This is a genomic window from Aminobacter sp. P4_D5 (assembly GCF_056401815.1).
Window position 1 is genome coordinate 1 of record NZ_JBFUIP010001266.1, and the last position, 545, is coordinate 545.

General features: G+C 67.9%; 1 protein-coding gene. It reads right to left on the minus strand.

Annotation, left to right across the window (positions count from 1 at the left end; translation table 11 throughout):
* Positions 1 to 438, minus strand: a 438-nt coding sequence (locus tag AC1DWF_RS37860; protein WP_476843545.1) for a M24 family metallopeptidase, incomplete at its 3' end; no start/stop codon positions are given.
* Positions 439 to 545 lie beyond the last annotated feature (107 nt).

Here is a 545-nt window from a genome sequence, read left to right on the forward strand (position 1 = left end):
GGCCATGGCGATGCCGCGCATCATCGCCTCGTAGGTCACATCCATCAGCAGACGCGCCTTGGTGCTGGCGGCGCCCGCCACGTACATGCGGCTGGAATCGCCGTGCCAGCCGTCGAGCAGCGCGGTCACGTCGATGTTGAGGATGTCGCCGTCGAGCAGCACGCGCTCGCCGGGGATGCCATGGCAGACGACGTGGTTGATGGAGATGCAGGACGACTTGGTGTAGCCGCGATAGCCCAGCGTCGCCGGTACCGCGCCGCCCTCGACCATGTAGTCATGGCAGAGCTGGTCGAGATGGCCAGTGGTGACGCCGGGGCGCACATGCTCGGTGATCATGTCGAGGCAGGCGGCCGCCAGCGCGCCGGCGCGGCGGGCGCCCTCGAAGTCATCGAGCGTGTGACGGGTGATTCGGCGCGATTCGGCGCCCTGGTTGTCCATGTCGAAGACCGGCCTGCTGTACCTAGGGTTGCAGCGCAAAGATGCGCCCCAGGGGCGCCCGGTTCAACCCGGTTTCTCGCCGGCCTTGATCTCGACGGTGCCCAGGG